The sequence below is a fragment of the Corallococcus sp. CA041A genome (genome assembly GCF_003612075.1).
GTDB lineage: Bacteria > Myxococcota > Myxococcia > Myxococcales > Myxococcaceae > Corallococcus > Corallococcus exiguus.
Map to the genome: position 1 here is coordinate 1 of NZ_RAWF01000226.1, position 16379 is coordinate 16379.

At 70.2% G+C, this 16379-nt stretch carries 10 protein-coding genes; 6 read left to right on the top strand and 4 right to left on the bottom strand.

Annotation, left to right across the window (positions count from 1 at the left end; genetic code table 11):
• The 3 genes from D7V77_RS31470 to D7V77_RS31480 form a co-directional block, all read right to left on the bottom strand.
• A partial coding sequence (locus D7V77_RS31470) for a type I polyketide synthase (RefSeq protein ID WP_120579981.1) occupies positions 1-6034 on the bottom strand: 6034 nt, incomplete at its 3' end.
• Positions 6035-6060: 26 nt separating this feature from the next.
• Positions 6061-7515, bottom strand: a complete 1455-nt coding sequence (locus D7V77_RS31475) for an SDR family oxidoreductase (protein WP_120579982.1) — start codon at positions 7513-7515, stop codon at positions 6061-6063.
• Between the two features lie 90 nt (positions 7516-7605).
• Positions 7606-8157: a hypothetical protein gene (locus tag D7V77_RS31480; protein WP_120579983.1), complete on the bottom strand. Its 552-nt coding sequence runs from the start codon at positions 8155-8157 to the stop codon at positions 7606-7608.
• A 180-nt stretch (positions 8158-8337) separates the two neighbouring features.
• On the opposite strand from D7V77_RS31480, the gene D7V77_RS31485 reads away from it, so the two are divergent.
• The 3 genes from D7V77_RS31485 to uvrA all read left to right on the top strand — a co-directional run bounded on the left by D7V77_RS31485 (position 8338) and on the right by uvrA (position 12613).
• Positions 8338-8766 (top strand): YciI family protein, encoded by a 429-nt coding sequence (locus tag D7V77_RS31485; protein ID WP_120579984.1) that lies wholly within the window; start codon positions 8338-8340, stop codon positions 8764-8766.
• A 68-nt stretch (positions 8767-8834) separates the two neighbouring features.
• A complete protein-coding gene (locus tag D7V77_RS31490; protein ID WP_120579985.1) occupies positions 8835-9950 on the top strand; it encodes a serine hydrolase in 1116 nt (371 codons plus the stop codon).
• Positions 9951-10069: 119 nt separating this feature from the next.
• On the top strand, positions 10070-12613 hold the full coding sequence (gene uvrA, locus D7V77_RS31495; RefSeq protein WP_120579988.1) for an excinuclease ABC subunit UvrA: 2544 nt from the start codon (positions 10070-10072) through the stop codon (positions 12611-12613).
• 27 nt (positions 12614-12640) lie between these two features.
• On the opposite strand, the gene D7V77_RS31500 is transcribed toward uvrA, so the two are convergent.
• Positions 12641-13411 carry a DUF4382 domain-containing protein gene (locus tag D7V77_RS31500; RefSeq protein WP_120579986.1) on the bottom strand — a complete coding sequence of 257 codons (771 nt, stop codon included), beginning with the start codon at positions 13409-13411 and terminating at the stop codon, positions 12641-12643.
• 239 nt (positions 13412-13650) lie between these two features.
• Between D7V77_RS31500 and D7V77_RS31505 the strand changes: the two genes are divergently transcribed.
• The 3 genes from D7V77_RS31505 to D7V77_RS31515 form a co-directional block, all read left to right on the top strand.
• Positions 13651-14316 (top strand): RNA polymerase sigma factor, encoded by a 666-nt coding sequence (locus tag D7V77_RS31505; protein WP_233597359.1) that lies wholly within the window; start codon positions 13651-13653, stop codon positions 14314-14316.
• A gap of 3 nt (positions 14317-14319) precedes the next feature.
• The gene (locus D7V77_RS31510) at positions 14320-15117 is read left to right on the top strand and encodes a hypothetical protein (RefSeq protein ID WP_120579987.1); all 798 of its coding nucleotides are present in this window, start codon (positions 14320-14322) and stop codon (positions 15115-15117) included.
• Positions 15104-16379: caspase family protein (locus tag D7V77_RS31515; protein ID WP_147452217.1), on the top strand; the 1276-nt coding region annotated here is incomplete at its 3' end. The genes D7V77_RS31510 and D7V77_RS31515, both read left to right, overlap by 14 nt.

Sequence of the window (16379 nt, forward strand, 5' to 3'; positions counted from 1 at the left end):
CGGGCGGGGCGATCACCTCCAGGCCGTAGAAGCCGCGCTCGCTCTCGGTGAGCTGGACGTTGATGGGTTGGACGGGCTGGCCGTCCACCAGTTGGAGGAATAGCGCCTCGCCCTCGTCGGCGCGGATGCCGCGCAGCCGGCGGCTGGCTCCGAGCACGCGGTACTCCGACCCGCGCGTCATGCCGATGCCGTCCCAGGCGAGCCAGCCCACGCTGCACCACTGCACGTCCTGGCGCGAGTCACTGACCCAGGCGCAGAGCCGGTCCAGCGCTTCGTTCGCCGCGCCGTAGTCCGCCTGTCCGTCATTGCCGATGTAGCTGAACGCGGACGTCAGGACGTGGAAGGGCACGGGGGCCGGGAGGCGGCGTGCGCAGGACTCGCGCAGGTTGCGCAGTCCCAGCAGCTTGGTGTCCAGCGTGCTCCGAAGCTCCGTGAGCCGACGGCGGTGGAGCTTCTTGGAAACCTGCGTGCCCGCGCCATGGACCACCAGGTCGAGCCGTCCGTGTTCACGGATCAGCTCCTCCACCACGCGGTCCACGTCCTCGGGACGGGTGACGTCCGCGGCGCGGTAGGTCATCTGGCCGGGAAGCCGCATGAGTCCGTCGAGCGTGGCCCGCAGCTCACGCACGGCCAGGTGGCGCTCGAAGCGTGCACGCAGCGCGGGCATGCGCACCGTGCTGTCACGGGCGAGTTCCGAGGCGTAGAACTCGCGCTCCACGGCGCCCAGTTCCTCGTCGCGCGCCTGGAGCACGCGTGCGGGAGCGTCGGAAGGATCGCTGCGGCCCAGGAGGACGACCTTGCAGCCGTACCGCTTGAGCAGCGCTCCGGCGAGGACGGCCGTCACGCCACGGCCACCGCCCGTCAGCAGGACCACCGAGTTGGAGTCGAGCGTGACGGCGGGCCGTGCCGGAACGTCCGTGGGCTGGAGCAGCCGGACGCAGCGAACGGAGCCGTCGACGCAGACCTCCACGGGAGCGGTGTCGTCACCGGTGCTCAGCTCGGAAGCGACATGGTCGAGCGCCGTGCGAAGCGGAAGCGGACCCGTGGCGATGGCACGGATGCCACGCGTCGGGACCTCTCGGCCCAGGGACTTGAGCAGGCCGGCGAAGAGGCCGGTGACGGGATGCAGCGTCCGGCGCGCACCGACGCCGCCGATGCACAGACTCGCCAGAGTCACGGTGCCAGCGGACAGTCCCTCATAAGCGCGGCGAGCGGACAGGAAGAGCAACTCCAGCGCCTCATGGCGCAGGGCCGTGTCCGCGACGACGGAGGACTCGCTCTCCTCGGAGGACATGCGGCACACCGAGATGATGACCTGTGGCTCGAAGCCGAGCGCAGCCAGGTTCGCCTCCGCGGTCTCCTCCCGTGTCAGGTCGATGCCGTGGATCCGCGCTCCCTCATCGGAGGCGCCCGAGTGGAGGATGCGGAACTCAGGGCCGCAGATGTCATGTGCCTGGGCCGAAAGCTCACGGGCCACGGCCTCGTCTTGAGCGATGAACAGCACCCGCCGGCCACGCAGCTGCGACGCTCCGGTCGTCAGGGCCGGACGCTCGACCAGCACTGGCGCGTGGTAGCGGATGGCAGCCGAGTGGTCGAAACCGTCAGCGGTCTCCGGGATGGAGGCGGAGCTCGACGGCGAACGTGCCTCTTCCAGGCGATCCGAGCCCGCCCGCGCCTGCGCGGCACCGGTAGCCGTGGCGGACGCCTCGGGTTCCGAACGCGCGGGGAGCGTCGCGATGGCTCCTGCTGCAAACGGAGCGCCAGTCCCACGGACATCCAAGGTGCCCGCCTCCGGACCGGAGCGGCCCAAACCTGTCCGACTGTCGGACAAGTTTCCGTGGTTCGGCTGAGGAGGGGGCTCGTCCCGACCGACCGAGTTCTCCAAACCTGTCCGACTGTCGGACAAGTTCCTCTGGCTCGACTGAAGGGGGCGCCCCTCCCGGCCGAGGTTCTCCAAACCTGTCCGACTGTCGGACAAGTTTCCGTGGTTCGGCTGAAGGGGGAGCCCCTCCCGGCCGACTGGGCTCTGCGAACCTGTCCGGCTGTCGGACAAGTTTCCGTGGTTCGCCGCCGACAGGGCGGCCCCGCCGAGGTCTCGATTCTCAGCACTGGAGACAGAGGGCATGCCCGAGGACCTGGCGGCGTTGTCCATTACGCGGCGCTCCGCGGACGGAGCTCCTGCCGCCACCGCTTGTTCCTCCGGTACTCCAGTCTGGGCTCCGAGGTCAGGATGAAGCTGGAGCACCAGCTGGGTGCCGGTCGCGGCATCCGGATGGAAGCGCAGCGTGATGGCCTCTCCTTCGGTGGCGGCCCGCACCGCGCTCAGCACCTCCCTCGCTTCGTGGGCGGAGTGGGGCGGCAACGTGACGCCCGCCCCTGAACCGGAGCCCGCAGCTTCGGACATCCGCAGGTGGCACAGCGGCTTCAAGCCCCGCGCTTCAGCCTTCGCGGCCGTGGTCACCGCCAGCATCGTCATGCCCTCTTCAGGCGCGGACACAGCGGCGCCTTCTCCGGGCCTCTTCACGTGAGCGCTGCCCACGAGCACCAGTTCGAAGCCGCTGTCCAACAAGGCCCGTGAAGCGCGCAGTGACGCGGCCAGCGTGCCGGCCCCCGCGTCCACCACGAAGTTCGGTCCCTTGGTGTCGAGCACCCCCGCTACCCGCCCCGGCGTGACGTTGGGCATCATCCCCTGGAGCGTGTACGGACCGGACGGACGCAGCGCGCCCACCGCCGCATGGAGCCGGTCCACCAGCGGCAGGAGCCGCGTGGAGTCCGGCGCTCGCTGGATGTGCTCACGCAGCCTTCGCCGAGTGGAGTCCGCCAGCACTCGCTGCGTGGCCTCCACGCCCCGGCGCGTCTTGCCCTCCAACCCCAGGACGATGGCCGTCCCCGTCCGCAGCGAATCGAACGCCCCGAGCTTCTTCACGACGTCGCTCGCGACGATGAGCCCCAGGTGCTGCGTGAGGTCCATGTCCTCGGTGATGTCCGGCAGCAGCCGCACGGATGCGGGCAGACGCATCCCCTTGGCGTCGAATCGCACCTCCGGGAACATTCCCTCCGCGGCCACCACCACCAGTTCTTCGCTCGGAAGCTGCGTGGACCTGGCGCGCGGCGCGAGCGGGCCTCCCTGGTACTCCTCCAACACCAGGTGCGCGTTCGTGCCGCCGAAGCCGAAGCCGTTCGTGGCCGCACGGCGCGGATGGTCTCCATTCTCCGGCCACGGCTGCTCCCGCGTGCTCACCTCGAAGTCCGGCCCGAGCGCTCGCAGCCCCGCACCTGGACGGTCGAAGTGGGACTGCGGCGGGAAGCTCCGGTGCTCCAGCGCCTTGCACAGCTTGATGACCGATGCCGCACCCGCGGCCCACCCGACATGGCCGATCAACGCCTTCACGCTGGCGAGCTGGAGGCCCTTCCGCTTGCCTCCGAAGACACGGCCAATCGACTGCAACTCGGTGGTGTCTCCGGCCGGCGTGGCCGTCCCGTGCGCTTCGATGTACTGGATGGACGCCGGTTCAACGCCCGCTGCCGCGTAGCACGCCTCCATCGCGGCCACCTGTCCGTCCGCTCGCGGGACGTTGGCGGAGCTGCTGCGTCCGTCGCTGGACAGCCCCGCGCCGCGGATGACCGCGCGGACCTTCAGCCCCGCGGAGACTGCATCCTCCAGACGCATCAGGCCGACCACTCCCGCGCCCTCGCCGAAGATGACGCCATCCGCGCGCTCGTCGAACGGTCGGCTCCCCGTCGCGGAGAGCCCCTTGAACTGGGAGAACAGGCAGCTGTTGCCCGGTCCCGGAGAGAACACTCCTCCAGCGAGCACCAGGTCGGCCTCGCCGCGCTCCAGTGCCTTCATCCCCAGCGCGATGGCGTAGAGCGAAGAGGCACACGCCGCGTCCAGCAGCATCGTGGACACGCTCGGGCCCACCACGTCCGTCACCACCGATTGGAGGGTCGGATGCGGTGCCAGTTCGGAGGACGTCGCGGTGACACCCAGCGCCTCACGCATCAACGCGGAGAACTCCCGCGCCGTCTCGCCCCGGGCACGCAGCAGGGCTTCTCCCGCTTCCACGCACAGCGCGTCGTCGTACTCGGGCGACCCGTCCGCGGTGGATCCGAGCAGGCACTGGATGCGTCCAGGCGCACGCGGCGCGGTGGACCTCAAGGACTCCATCGCCTGACTGAGCGCGATGGCCAACAGCCGCTGCTCACGGCCATAGCGCTGGAATCGGTCCGGCGTGATTCCCGGAGGCGGCACGAGGTCGCTGTCCAGGACCCGCCCGGTGAGCAGCGTGTACGTGCGGTCCGGAGTCACCGCCGGACCCACGAAGTCCACCACCTGGTCCGGATGGCTCACACCCGTGTCGACGATGCCGCTGATGCCCCGCTGGATGTTCCTCCAGTACGTCTCCGGATCCTTCGCGCCGCCAGGAAGCATGCAGCCCAACGACACCACCGCGATGGCCGGAACCCCGGGCGCTGCATCCCGAGCGACATGCGTCACGGCCGGGGGGCCCACGGGCAGCGAACGGTCCACGGACGTCATCGCCACGGACGTGTCCTTGGGGAGGATCCGCTGGACGATGCGCGTCAGCCGTCCTCCCGTGCCGCAGTCCACGAACCGAGCGCAGCCCGCGCCTACCAGCGTCTCCACCGCGCCCGGGAAGTCGAAGGGACGCACCAGGTGGGACGCGAGCGCCCCTGCCAGCTCGGACCCGCCACGTCCGTAAATCCGCCGCTCGATGGGTGAATAGATGGGCCCTCGCGCCGGATGCACCGTCAGGTCCGCGAGGCTCGCGCGGAACGCGGTGACCGCGGGCGCCAGGCTCGGGTGGTGGAACGGGTAGCGGCTGGAGATGAACGTGAAGCCCTTGCCCTGCCGCTCCAGGAATGCGCGCAACCGCTCCAGTTCCTCACGAGGCCCCGCGACCACGGTCTGCCGCGAATGATTGCGGCCCGCGATCTCCAACGTCCTGGCCTCACTCTCCGCCACGGCCTGGACGGTCTCCGCCTCCGACAGGGCGACCGCCGCGAGCGTGCCCAGGCCGTCCGGCACCGTCTGGAGCGCCCGGATGCGACGGCACACCACCTCCGCGCCCGTGCGCAGGTCCATGGCTCCGGCCGCGGTCATCGCCGCGATCTCCCCGAAGCTGTGCCCCACGAACACGTCCGGCCGAGTGCCCTGACGCTCCATCCACCGCGCCCCCAGAACTCCGGACAGGAAGATGCCGAGCTGATCCAACAGCGGTGCCGCGTCCAACGCCCGGCCCACCTGGGCGACGTCCTCCGCCGCGAGCAGCGGGCCCACGTCGATGCCCTGCGAACGGCAGGCCTCCTTCACCGCCAGCAGTTCGTCACGCAGTTCCGGCTGGAGCGCCTTCAACTGGAGGAAGAGGGCGGGCTCGAACGTGCCCTGTCCCGCGAACAGGAACGCGGTGGCATTGACCGGCAGTTGAAGGCCGGGCGCGGGCTCTGGGACGCGGATCATCCGCGAGACGCCGCGCGGAGCGGTGTCCGCCAGCAGCGTCCGCGCCAGTGCTCGCACGGCCTCCGGGAACAAGGCCTGCACGCCTCCACCTCCCTGCAAGGCGAGGTCTCGGAAGCTCTTCGGGCCCGTCGGTTCATGCATCGCCGCCAGCGATTCGAAGCTGCGCTGGAAGGACTCCGGAAACGCGCGCAGCGCTCCCTGCCGGTCCGCGCAGAGCACGGTCTGGTAGCCGCATGCCACCGGCGTGCCGTCGCTCTTCAACGTGCGGAAGCAGAAGCGCAGGGATACCTCGCCGCGCTCCTCCAGTGACGTCAGGATGATCAGCCGGTCCCCCAGCGCCGCCGGGGCGAGGTTGCGCGAATAGCCCTCGTAGGTGAGCAGGAGCACCTGGTCGAAGTCGCGCCGGAAGTCGGGCTCTTCGAAGGCGTGCGGGCTGAAGAGCAGGTGCTCCCGGCCGGCGCACTGGAACTTGAAGTTGGTGAGGAAGTGATGGCTCCCGTAGGCCATCGTGTCGTCGAAGTGGATGTCGTACGGGACAGCGAAGAAGTCCATGGTGATGGCTCCTGGAAGGTGAGGGGTCAGGATGCGCGCGCGGCCGGCAGCAGGCCGTCCACGGTTCCGGAGAGGCCGGCGTCCACCACCCAGATGGCGCCATTCACTCGCTGCGTCTTCGGCCCGAGCAGCAGCTCGGTCACGTCCGCGACGTCGTCCGCGGTGCACAGCCGTCCACCGGGAGTCGCGGACTCCCAGCGCGCCACGCGCTCCGGTGCGTCCGGGAACATCCCCAGCAGGTCGCCGTGCACCGGACCCGCGGACACGCAGTTGGTGCGGATGCCCTCCGGCGCCAGCTCCGCGGCCAGGTAGCGCGTGAGGGACTCCACGCCCGCCTTCACCACGCCCTGGCAACCCAGGTCGTGCATGTACCGCTGCGACATGGACGTGGACATGGTGACGATGCTCCCGCCCCCACGCGCGGCCATCAGCGGACGGGCGCGCATCGCGCACTCGTAGGTGCCGGTGATGCAGGTGCGGAACGCCTTGTCCCAATCCCGGGGCGCGATGCGGTCGAACGGACCGATGAGCCCGTTGGACGCGTTGCACACGAGCAGATCGAGCCCACCCAACTGCTCGCGGATCGCCGCGAACATCCGCTCCAGGTGATCCTCCTGCGCGACGGAGCCCCACAGGTGGACCGCCTTGCCACCCGCGTCGACGATGTCCCTCGCCGTCTTCTCTCCGTCCTCACGGGAGTGGAACGAGTTGACGACCACCGTCGCGCCCGCGCGAGCCAGCCTCGTCGCGATGACCCGGCCGATGCCCTTTCCCGAACCCGTGACGAGCGCGACCTTTCCCTCGAACGGCAGCTCCGTGCGCGACGGAACAGGCGTGGGCGCCACGTGGACGGGAGCGCGAGGCCTGGCTTCCACGGCGGGCGGCGCGGCCGGCAGCAGCGCACGGGCCGCGTCGGCGATGGCGGCCATGGTGCGCAGGCGCTGCGAGGGCTTCGGCGCGTCGCTCAGCCCCAGTTCCTTCATGAGCACGGCCATCACCTCCGCCTGCTTCACGGAGTCGATGCCCAGCTCGTCCTCCAGGTCCGCGTGCGGCGTGAGCAGTTCCTCCGGATAGCGCGTCACCCGCGCGAACACCGCGCGCACGCGGGGCAGGAGGTCCAGCGTGGCCGGAGCACCGGTGCTCGCCTTCACTTCGACAACAGCGGGGACTACGGGCGCGGCGACGTGGAGCGACGGTCCAGGCTCCGTTCCCAGCGCCTCCGTCACCGCCCCGGCGATGGCGCCGAGCGTGCGCGCCTTCCCGTTTCGCGGCAACCGGTCCGGCGGCAGCTGGAACTCACGAGCGATGACCGCGGCGATCTCCGCGAGCTTCACGGAGTCGATGCCCAGCTCGTCCTCGAGCTGCGCATGCTCCGTCAGGATGTCGAGCGGATACCGCGTGACGGACGCGGCGCACTGCCGCACCTGCTCCAGGATGTTCGAAGGCGTGGATGTATGGGATTGAGAAGAACGCGCGGACATGATGGCCCCTGTCGGTTCAATGCGTGACGGGGCCGACTGTAATTGGGGGTCTGACACGTGCCGCGAAGCCACGTGCACAGCACGCAGCAACTAAGGAGGCAGTGAAGACTCCTCGTGCGCGGGAATACGCACGCCCTGTTCGCGAGCCACGCGAGCACGTCGGCTTCCCAGCCACAGGGGAATGATCAGCGACGGCAGCGTGAGCAGATCCGTGACGTCCACCGTGTGCACGGTGGGCCGGACCGAGGGAATGCGCGCGCCCCCGAGCACTGCGCGCAGCGCGTAGAAGGGCCACTGCAGCGCGCCCAGCGCCCAGCGCCACGCATCCCCGGCGTCGGAGGAAATCTTCGTCGCGCCGAAGCACAGCCCCGTCAGCACGACCGCTCCCACGAGTACCGGGAACGACGGGCGGAATTCCCGCGCTCGCCGCTGGAACGCCTGCTCCCACAGCGCCTGGAGGAGCACCGGGAACATCGCGAGCCCGGCGACGTCGGAGAGCTTCCCCGTCCACCACGACGGCCAGCGAGCCTTGAACACGTGGTCGTTCAGCACGAGCAGCACCACGGCCACCAGGACCACCGGGTGCATGAGGCCGCTGGCTGGAAAGGGCTTCGTGCCGGTGGATGTCACGCCCGCGTGCATGGGGGGCACTGTCACATTTGCGGCCGGGACATGGGAAGTCCCGTGATTGCGAGGGTTTGGAAGACCCGGTGGGAAAATAAAAAGGCCGTGTCGATTTCCCCCAGCCCCATTCGTTGCGTCCCTGAAGGCAACAGAAGAACACCCCCCGCGGCCCGACGGCGCGCGGCAGGAGACACGACCGTGCGCTTCATGATCATCCGCAGGGCGGACAAGGACACGGAAGCCGGCGTGCTCCCGGACGAGAAGCTGCTGGCCGCCATGGGCGCCTACAACGAGGAGATGGTGAAGGCGGGCGTGATGCTCCAGGGCGAGGGCCTGCACCCCAGCAGCAAGGGCGCCCGCGTGAAGTTCACGAACGGCAAGCCGGCCATCGTCGACGGTCCCTTCACGGAGACGAAGGAGCTCATCGCCGGCTTCACCCTCATCCAGGTGAAGTCGCGGGCGGAGGCCCTGGAGTGGCTCAATCGCTGGCCGTCCATGGACGCGGGCGGCAACGTGGAGCTGGAGCTGCGGCAGGTCTTCGAGGACGACGACTTCGGCGCCGAGTTCACGCCCGAGCTGCGAGAGCAGGAAGCGCGCATCCGCGAGCAGGCCGCGAAGAACCGCTAGTCGCGATGGCGCCTCCGCGTGACATAGGCTGCCGCGCTTCCAGGGCCGGAGCGAAGGCAGGTGCAGCGATGTTCCAGCGGATGGTGCTGCTGTGCGCGGTGTGTCTCATGGCGTGCGGAGGCAAGCGGGTGCCTACGGGGCCGGGCTCGCCTCCGGACCGGCTCGATGACGGCTGGGCCGTGGCCTCCTTCGAGGACACGGGCATTCAGCGCCCGTGGTTCGACGCGCTGGAGCACGACGTGGCCGAAGGCACGGTGGAGGCGCCGGACGCGGTGCTCGTCGCGCGAGGAGGCCAGCTCGTCTACGAGCGCTACTGGAACGACTTCACGCGGGAGAAGGCGCACGACCTGAGGTCCGCCACGAAGAGCGTCACGTCGCTGCTGGTGGGCATGGCGCACGAGCGCGGCCTGCTGCCGGACCTGGACGCGCCCGTGCTCCCACTCCTGCCGCACCTGGCGCCGGTGAAGAACGCGGATCCGCGCAAGGAGCGCATCACGCTGCGCCACCTGCTCCAGATGCGCTCCGGGCTGTCGTGCGACGACTGGGACCCCGAGTCCCCCGGCAACGAAGAGCGGATGTACGACACGGATGACTGGGCCCGCTTCATCGTGGACGTGCCCATGCGGGACGAGCCCGGCACCGTGACGCGCTACTGCACGGGCGGCGTGGTGCTGCTGGGCGCCGTGCTGGAGCACGTCAGCGGCCGCTCCATCCCGGACCTGTCGCGCGAGTGGCTGTTCACACCGATGCAGGTCCAGGACGTCACCTGGCAGCCCGCGGGCAAGAAGGGCACGGACACGGGCGGCCACCTGCGCCTGCGTCCGCGCGACTTCCTCAAGGTGGGGCAGCTGATGCTCGACGGCGGCGCGTGGCAGGGCGAGCGCCGCGTCTCCGAGGCGTGGGTGGCGGAGTCCGGCAAGGCGCTGGGGCCGCTGGGCGACGCGAACTACGGGCTCTTGTGGTGGAGCGCCCGCTTCGTCATCCAGGGCACGCCGGTGGAAGTGTCCTTCGCGCGGGGCAATGGCGGGCAGTACGTCTTCGTCGCCCCTTCGCTGGGCGTCACCGCGGCCTTCACCGGCAGCTACTATAATGATGCGGGCTCGGCGCTTCCCCTGGTCCTGTTCGGACAGTACGTGCTGCCGGCGGCGCTCGGGCTGGAGCGGCCGGGGGCTCGGGGCGGCTGAGCCGCCAGGTCTCGTGTCCTCCGCCAGACGGTGGAGGTCCGGAACTCATCTGGATTCCGACGAGGCGGTTCGCTTCTTGGATGACCGCGCGCTGACGGGTGGGCAACGTCCGCCCCGGCATGGCCACTCCGAAAGCACCTCGCACCCGCAAGCCTCCCGACCCCTCCGGCTTCGTCCGCGTCCGGGGCGCCCGCGAACACAACCTGAAGCACGTGGACGTGGACATCCCTCGCGACGCGCTGGTGGTCTTCACCGGCGTGTCCGGCTCCGGCAAGTCGTCGCTGGCGTTCGGGACGCTCTACGCGGAGGCGCAGCGGCGCTACTTCGAATCCGTGGCCCCGTACGCCCGGCGCCTGATTGATCAGGTGGGCGTGCCGGAAGTGGACTCCATCGACGGGCTGCCCCCGGCGGTGGCGCTCCAGCAGCACCGGGGCGCGCCGACATCGCGCTCGTCGGTGGGCAGCGTGACGACCCTGTCGAACTCCGTGCGCATGCTGTACTCGCGCGCGGGCAACTACCCGTCGAAGCTGGAGCGGTTGGACTCGGATGCGTTTTCCCCGAACACGCCCGCGGGCGCGTGCCCCAAGTGCCACGGCATCGGCCGCGTGTTCGAAGTCACCGAGCGCTCCATGGTGCCGGATGACTCCTTGAGCATCCGCGAGCGCGCCGTCGCCGCGTGGCCGCCCGCGTGGCATGGCCAGAACCTGCGCGACATCCTGGTGACGCTCGGGTACGACATCGACAAGCCCTGGCGCGACCTGCCGAAGAAGGACCGCCAGTGGATCCTCTTCACCGACGAGCAGCCCACGGTCCCCGTCTACGCGGGCTTCACGTCCGCGGAGGTGAAGCGGGCGATGGCCCGCAAGGAGACGCCCAGCTACATGGGCACCTTCACGGGCACGAAGCGCTACGTGATGACCACCTTCGCGACGACGCAGAGCGCGATGATGAAGAAGCGCGTCGCCCGCTACATGGTCGCCAGCGACTGCTCGCTGTGCGAGGGCAAGCGCCTGAAGCGCGAGTCCCTGTCGGTGACGTTCGCGGGCCGCGACATCGGCGAGCTGTCCCGCATGCCGCTGGAGCAGGTCGCGGAGCTGATCAAACCCACGGCGGAAGGGAAGGGGAAGGACGCGGATGTCATGGCCCGCGAACACCCGGAGAAGCTCATCGTCGCCCAGCGCATCACCAAGGACCTGCTCGCGCGCATCCAGGTGCTGACGGACCTGGGCCTGGGCTACCTGTCGCTGGAGCGCAGCACGCCCACGCTGTCACCGGGTGAGTTGCAGCGGCTGCGGCTGGCCACGCAGGTGCGCTCCAACCTCTTCGGCGTGGTGTACGTGATGGACGAACCGTCCGCCGGTCTGCACCCCGCGGACACGGAGTCGCTGCTCACGGCGCTGGACCGGCTGAAGGAGGCGGGCAACTCGCTGTTCGTGGTGGAGCACGAGGTGGACGTCATCCGCCACGCGGATTGGATCGTCGACGTGGGCCCTGCGGCAGGTGAGCACGGCGGACGCGTGCTCTACAGCGGGGTGCCGGAGGGACTGGCGAAGGTGGAGGCGTCCCGGACGCGGCGCTACCTCTTCGAGGAGGAGGACCTGCGCCGCCGCGAACCCCGGAAGCCCACGGGGCGGCTGCGCCTGGAGGGCGTGAAGCGCAACAACCTGCGCGGCCTGGACGTGGACTTCCCCCTGGGCGTCTTCACCACGGTGACGGGCGTGTCCGGCTCCGGCAAGTCCAGCCTGGTGAGCCAGGCGCTGGTCGAACTGGTGGCGGGAAGACTGGGCCAGACGCTGGCGCCGGAAGAGGAGGAGGGCGAGCCGCTGGACCGCGAGCCGGTGATGGCGAGCGAGGGACATATCAAGGAAGGGATGGAGGCCATCCGCCGGCTGGTGACGGTGGACCAGAAGCCCATAGGCCGCACGCCGCGCTCCAACCTGGCGACGTACACGGGCCTCTTCGACCACGTGCGCAAGCTGTTCGCGGCGACGCCCCTTGCGAAGTCGCGCAAGTACGGCGCGGGGCGCTTCTCCTTCAACACAGCGGGAGGCCGCTGCGACACGTGCGAGGGCGAAGGCTTCGTGAGCGTGGAGCTGCTCTTCCTGCCCAGCGTGTACGCGCCGTGCCCCACGTGCCACGGCACCCGCTACAACGCGAAGACGCTGGAGGTGCGCTACCGCGAGAAGAACATCGCGGACGTGCTGGGGCTGACGGTGGACGGCGCCTTCGACTTCTTCACTGAAGAGCCGCCGCTCCAGCGCGCACTCAAGGTGCTGCGCGACGTAGGCCTGGGCTACCTGCGCCTGGGCCAGCCCGCGACGGAGTTGTCCGGAGGTGAAGCCCAGCGCATCAAGCTGGCCACGGAGCTGCAGCGCACGCAGCACGGCGACACGCTCTACGTGCTGGACGAGCCCACCACGGGCCTGCACCCGGCGGACGTGGACAAGCTGATGACGCAGCTGGAAGGACTGGTGGACGCGGGCAACACGGTCATTGTCGTGGAGCACGACCTGCGCGTCGTCGCCGCCAGCGACCATGTCATCGACGTAGGGCCCGGCGCGGGCAACGCAGGAGGCCGCGTGGTGGCGCAGGGCACGCCGGATCAGGTGGCGAAGGTGAAGGAGAGCCGCACCGCTCCGTACCTGGCGCGAACGCTCGGGTGACGGAGCGGCGGGACGGCGGAGATGGGGTCAGTCCTCGCCGCCGCTCCGGCCGCCGTGACGGTCGTGGTCGTCGTCGTCCTCGCCGCCATTGCGGTCGTGGTCGTCGAAGGCGTCGATGGACTTCTGGAGGTTGTTCTCCAACTGCGACCGGGCGCTGGACTCGCGCGGGTCCAGCCGCTTGCCGTCCTTGTCGGTGAACCAGCCGCTCGGGTCGATGTTGAAGGTCACGTTCTGGTCGTCGCCCTCGGCGATTTCGAAGCTCACCTCGCGCTCCTGCTCCACGCGGAGGCTGGAGACGAACTGGAAGGGCTCGCCGTCGATGTGGCCGTCGATGATGAGGGACGCGCCCTGCTCCGCCAGCTCCTTCAACGCGGTCGGGGCGGTCGCGGGGTCGACCTTGCCGATGTCGAATTCGATCTCGTCGTAGGTGCCGACGTCCACGGAGATGTCCTGCAGGCGCACCATCTGGCCGTCCAGCGCCGTGCCGGACAGGTCGATGAGGAAGGGCCCCGTGCGCTGCTTGAACTCGGACTTGTCGTCGTCGGTCCCGGCATCGGAGTCGTCGTCGGAGCGGTCGTCATGGTGGCCTTCGCGCTTGAGCTCCAGCTCGCGCACCGACAGCCGCACGCGCTCCACGGTGATGCCATTGGAGAGCTCCAGCCGCTGGCTGGACGTGCGCGTCAGGGCCGAGCCCGTGACCGCGCTCCCCATCCGCGTGCTCAACCCCACCGAGGACGTGCTGTTGCCGCACGCGGACAGCCACATGAGGGACGCGAACAGACCGATGAAACGACGCATGACGTGTGTCTCCTGGTTCCGTGGGGGATGACGGGCCCGTGGACTCGCACCGGCCGTGCGATGTCCGCCCGTCATCCCTTCCGCTGAAGGAAGGGAGTCCGGCCGCGAAAAACGGCCACGGGCCGGATTTTCCGCGCGGATTTCCGGAGGGAGGCCTGGGGAATCGGCCGGGCGTACGTGGCCGGAAAAGCCCCCCGTGACTCCTTCCTCAGGGACGGTTACTGAACAGGGGTCATGGCTTGCATCCTCTCACCTGGACCGGCATCGCCTCGGGGGCCCTGCCCCGGCACGCGGTCGTCGCGCGCGTGCGCGAAGCGGGCGGGGAGGGCGGCGTGACGGAGCAGGAACTGGCGGACTGCATCCGCCGGGCTGCGCGGGGTGATCAGTCCGCGTGCGGTCAGCTCTACCAGCGCTTCCACGGGGCCGTGCGCCGCGTGGCCCAGGGCTCGGGCGTCCTGGGCACCGCGGAGGTGGAGGACGCCGTGCAGGAGACGTTCGTGCGCGCCTTCCGCGAGCTGCCCCGGCTCCAGCATCCGTGCGCGTTCAGCGGCTGGCTGCTGACCATCGCGCGGCATCACGCCTACGCGCTCAGCCGTGGCGCGAAGGCCCGGGCCCGCGTGGAGGAGGACCTGGCGCGCGAACTGGACACCGTCGCGCCCGCGCTGCCGCCGTCGTTGACGCTGGAGCGCCGCGTGGCCGTGGTGCGCGCGCTCATTGAAGGACTTCCCGAGGGCCCGGAGAAGGAGACTGTCCGCCTCTTCTATTTGGAGGGCGAGCTGAGCGCGCGGGAGATCGCCGACCGACTGGGGCTGGGCAAGAGCGCGGTGACGATGCGGCTGGAGCGCTTCCGGGCCCGCGTGAAGCGCGAGCTGCTGGCGCGGCTGCTGGCCGCGGAGGTGGGCTGAACCATGGGCGCGAGCGACAGACATCTGGACGTGGAGTCCGCGAAGCAGCTCGAACGACGCGAGCCCGAAACGGTGCGCTACTTCGCCGAGCACCTCTCGCATCCCTGTGAGACGTGCGAGGCGTTCCTCGCGCGCGACCACGCGGAGCCCGGTGAGCTTCCGGGGTTGAACGCGCTGGCGGATGAAGCGCTCGTCGCGGTCTCGGACCGTCCCGTCGGGGAGGATGCGGTCGGTTGGGCGCGGGTGCGCCGGAAGCTGCGCGCGCCCCAGCGTGCATGGCTGACCGGAGGACTGGGAGCGGTGGCCGCCGCGATCCTCCTGGCGCTCGTGGTGCGTCCGGGGGCCGGAGGTCCGGGCAGCGTGGAGCCGCCCTCGCAGCGCATCAAGGGCACTGCACCGCTCGCGCTGGAGCTCACTGCCGCGGCGCGCTTGCCGGACGGCGAGGTGCGCGCGGTCGCCGCGGACGCGGTGCTTCCGCCCGAAGCCGTGGTGCTGCTGCGCTACCACGCCAGTGAGTCCGCGGACGCACTGCTGGTGCGCGAAGCCCCGGGTATGCCGCCGCAGGTGCTGGGCCGCCATGCATTGACGCCGGGCACGCACGACCTGCGCGACGGCGAGGACCTGGCGGGCGTGTCCCTGGAGGACGAGCGCGGACCCGTGACGCTGGTGTTGGTCGCCTGGCCGCACGGTGAACAGGGGAACGCGGCGCTGGAGGCGGTGCGCGTCAGCGGACAGGTGCCACCGGACGCGGCCCAGGCCCGCCTTCGCTTGAAGGTGGAGTCGGGGCATGCTGCTCCCTGAGGAGCCGCGCGTGTCCCGCCTGCTGTTCATCCCCGTGGTGCTGGCGCTGGTGGTGCTCGGCGCGTGCAGCTCCGTGGAGTCGCGGGAGAAGGGCCGCGCGGTGCGGGTGCGCCTGGATGATGGCGTGCTGGCGTCGGCGCAGGAGGGCGAACGGCACGCGCTGCTCATCGGCATCTCCGCGTACACGGATCCCGCATGGAACGGGCTGCGCTACGCGGCGAAAGACGCGGACGACCTGGGCCGAGTGCTGGCGGATCCGGCGCGCGGAGGCTTCCGCTCCGTGACGGTGCTCACGAGGCCGGAGCAGACGACGCGCACGTCGGTGCTCGCCGCGCTCCAGGCGCTGGAGGCGCGTCCCTGGCGGCCCCAGGACACGGTGGTCGTGTACGTGTCCGGGCACGGTTCGCTGGCGCGCGACGCGAGGGGCGAGCTGCAGCGCTACCTGGTGACGTCCGACACCCGCTACCGGGACGTGGCCGGCACGGGCCTGGACATGGCCACGCTGGAGCAGTCGCTGGAGCGGCTGGGCTCACGGCGGCGCGTGCTGGTGCTGGCCACTTGTCACAGCGGCACGGGCAAGTCGCTGCTGCCGCCGGAGGTCCGCGACGAACTCTCGCACACCAAGGCGTCCTTCCTGCCGCAGCCGTTGGAGGCGGCGAGCCGCGCCTCACTGGTGCTGTCCGCCAGCGACTGGGGCGAGGCCGCGCGAGAGGACGACGCGCTGGCCAATGACATCTACACGCACTTCCTCATCCAGGCGCTCGACGGAAGCGGCGACCGCAACCGCGACGGCGCGGTGAGCGCCACCGAGGCCCACGATTGGGCCCGCCGCAACACCTGGGCCTATACGGAAGGGCGACAGCGTCCCAGCGCGCAGATATTGGAAGTGGGCGCGGATCCGGTGCTGCTGTCCGGTTCCTTGCAGCGGCCGGGACAGCCAGAGGTCTTCTCCTACAGCGCGAGGCTGGAGGGTTTCACGCTCAAGGTGGACGGCCACGACGCGGGCGAGCTGCCCGGAGGCGTGGTGGTGCCGGAGGGCAAGCGGAAGCTGGAGCTGCGCAAGGGCGGCCAGGTGTTGTGGGAGGACACCGTGGCGCTGCGCTCCGGCGAGCGGCGCGAACTGGAAGCGTTCCTGCGTCCCATGACGGACGGCCCCAAGCGCACGGTGACGCTGGGCGGAGGCGTGCTCGGCTTCCTGGATGGACAGAGCCGCGAGCAGGTGCTGCCGGCGTCGGCGCAGGCGGGCGTGGGGCTGGGCTGGG

What these genes read in the sequence shown, in the direction of transcription:
- uvrA (WP_120579988.1), top strand. Translation starts at nt 10,070, where the DNA reads ATGGCCACTCCGAAAGCACCTCGCACCCGCAAGCCTCCCGACCCCTCC.
- D7V77_RS31490 (WP_120579985.1), top strand. Translation starts at nt 8,835, where the DNA reads ATGTTCCAGCGGATGGTGCTGCTGTGCGCGGTGTGTCTCATGGCGTGC.
- D7V77_RS31500 (WP_120579986.1), bottom strand. Translation starts at nt 13,411, where the DNA reads ATGCGTCGTTTCATCGGTCTGTTCGCGTCCCTCATGTGGCTGTCCGCG.
- D7V77_RS31480 (WP_120579983.1), bottom strand. Translation starts at nt 8,157, where the DNA reads ATGCACGCGGGCGTGACATCCACCGGCACGAAGCCCTTTCCAGCCAGC.
- D7V77_RS31510 (WP_120579987.1), top strand. Translation starts at nt 14,320, where the DNA reads ATGGGCGCGAGCGACAGACATCTGGACGTGGAGTCCGCGAAGCAGCTC.
- D7V77_RS31475 (WP_120579982.1), bottom strand. Translation starts at nt 7,515, where the DNA reads ATGTCCGCGCGTTCTTCTCAATCCCATACATCCACGCCTTCGAACATC.